This is a genomic window from Pedobacter humicola (assembly GCF_056490705.1).
Window position 1 is genome coordinate 1 of record NZ_JBWJIG010000034.1, and the last position, 2,937, is coordinate 2,937.

Annotated in this window: 1 rRNA gene; it reads right to left on the reverse strand. The window is 50.2% G+C overall.

Going from position 1 to position 2,937, the window contains the following annotated elements:
* Positions 1-24: 24 nt before the first annotated feature.
* Positions 25-2,898 (reverse strand): 23S ribosomal RNA (locus tag AC04Q1_RS26375).
* Positions 2,899-2,937: the final 39 nt, after the last annotated feature.

Here is a 2,937-nt window from a genome sequence, read left to right on the forward strand (position 1 = left end):
GAAGAACAAACAACAGTCTGTTTGCTTTGAAAGCTTCGGATGATTAGTACTACTCGACTGTGCTGTCGCCAGCTTTACATCTGTAGCCTATCAACGTAGTAGTCTGCTACGGTCCTATATGGAATTCTCATCTCGTGGCTAGTTTCGCACTTAGATGCTTTCAGCGCTTATCTATTCCCAGCGTAGCTACTCTGCAATGCCCCTGGCGGAACAACAGATTCACTAGAGGCTGGTCCAACCCGGTCCTCTCGTACTAAGGTCAGCCCCACTCAAAATTCCTACGCCCACAACAGATAGGGACCGAACTGTCTCGCGACGTTCTGAACCCAGCTCGCGTGCCACTTTAATCGGCGAACAGCCGAACCCTTGGGACCTTCTCCAGCCCCAGGATGTGACGAGCCGACATCGAGGTGCCAAACCTCCCCGTCGATATGAGCTCTTGGGGGAGATCAGCCTGTTATCCCCAGCGTACCTTTTATCCTTTGAGCGATGGCCCTTCCATGCAGAACCACCGGATCACTATATCCGTCTTTCGACCCTGATCGACTTGTCTGTCTCACAGTCAAGCAAGCTTATGCTATTGCACTCCGCGTACGGTTACCAAGCGTACTGAGCTTACCTTTGAAAGCCTCCGTTACCTTTTTGGAGGCGACCACCCCAGTCAAACTACCCATCAAACAATGTCTCCCCATGAGGGGATTAGACACCGAATACAGAAAGGGTGGTATTTCAACGTTGGCTCCACGACGCCTAGCGACGCCGCTTCAAAGCCTCCCACCTATCCTACACATCCTGTATCCAATGTCAATGTTAAATTGTAGTGAAGGTGCATGGGGTCTTTCCGTCCCGTTGCGGGTACCCGGCGTCTTCACCGGGACCACAATTTCACCGAGCTCATGGCTGAGACAGCGCCCAGATCGTTACACCATTCGTGCAGGTCGGAACTTACCCGACAAGGAATTTCGCTACCTTAGGACCGTTATAGTTACGGCCGCCGTTTACTGGGGCTTCGATTCAATGCTTCTCTTGCGATGACATCCCCTCTTAACCTTCCAGCACCGGGCAGGTGTCAGGCCTTATACCTCATCTTTCGATTTTGCAAAGCCATGTGTTTTTGTTAAACAGTCGCCTGGGCCTTTTCACTGCGGCTGACATTGCTGCCAGCGCCCCTTCTCCCGAAGTTACAGGGCCATTTTGCCGAGTTCCTTAGCCATGATTCACTCGAGCACCTTAGAATCCTCTTCCCGGATACCTGTGTCGGTTTGCGGTACGGGTTTTTATAACCTGGAGCTTAGCGGTTTTTCTTGGAAGTCTGATTACCTGCGCTATCCGCTTACCCGGAGGCTTGCGGTACTATCGACTTTCAGCTAGATCGGCGGATTTGCCTACCGTTCTAATACCTACTGTCTTTAACGATCTATTCCGTCAGATCGCGGCAGTGTCACTACTCCGTCCCCACATCGCAGTTATAAAAAGTACTGGAATATTAACCAGTTGTCCATCGAATTTCCCCTTCGGGTTCTCCTTAGGTCCCGACTGACCCTGATCCGATTAGCGTTGATCAGGAAACCTTATCCTTTCGGTGGGCGGGTTTCTCTCCCGCCTTATCGTTACTTATGCCTACATTTGCTTTTCTATACGCTCCAGCACCCATTACCAGGTACCTTCGCTGCATATAGAATGCTCCCCTACCGATATATTTCAATCCCATAGCTTCGGTGAACAGTTTAATGCCCGTTTATTATCCATGCCCGATCGCTCGACTAGTGAGCTGTTACGCACTCTTTAAATGAATGGCTGCTTCCAAGCCAACATCCTAGCTGTCTGTGCAATCGGACCTCGTTAGTTCAACTTAACTGTCACTTGGGGACCTTAGCTGATGGTCTGGGTTCTTTCCCTCTCGGCGCGTGACCTTAGCACCCCGCGCCTCACTGCAGACCATATTTCATAGCATTCGGAGTTTGTCTGGATTTGGTAGGATTTGACTCCCCCGCACCCAATCAGTAGCTCTACCTCTATGAAACTTAATGTCCACGCTGTTCCTAAAAACATTTCGGGGAGTACGAGCTATTTCCCAGTTTGATTAGCCTTTCACCCCTACCCACAGATCATCCGGAAACTTTTCAACGTTTATCGGTTCGGTCCTCCAGTACGTGTTACCGCACCTTCAACCTGTCCATGGGTAGATCACAAGGTTTCGCGTCTACCCCCTCTGACTATACGCCCTGTTCAGACTCGCTTTCGCTTCGGATCCGTGCCTGAAGCACTTAACCTTGCCAGAGAGGAGTAACTCGTAGGCTCATTATGCAAAAGGCACGCCGTCACGCCACCTGGACGCTCCGACCGCTTGTAAGTACACGGTTTCAGGTTCTATTTCACTCCCCTGTTCGGGGTTCTTTTCACCTTTCCCTCACGGTACTGGTTCACTATCGGTCTCTCAGGAGTATTTAGCCTTACCGGATGGTGCCGGCAGATTCCCACAAGGCGTCTCCGACCTCGCGGTACTCAGGATACTACTAGACTGGTATTCTATACGTGTACTGGGCTATCACCATGTATCGCCGGGCTTCCCATCCCGTTCCACTTCTGTTTACCAATGCCACATCGTAGTCCTACAACCCCCATTTTGCCGTAACAAAATAGGTTTGGGCTCTTTCCCTTTCGCTCGCCACTACTTAGGAAATCATTGTTATTTTCTCTTCCTCTGCTTACTTAGATGTTTCAGTTCGGCAGGTTTGCTCATTATATGTGACTGGTCTTCAACCAGCCGGGTTGCCCCATTCGGAAATCTTCGGATCAATTCCTATTTGCAAATACCCGAAGCTTATCGCAGCTTATCACGTCCTTCATCGCCTCTGAGAGCCAAGGCATCCCCCGTGTACTCTTTTTTACTTTCTTCTACTCATATGCCTTTTGCGCCATATGGTATGCTTTTTT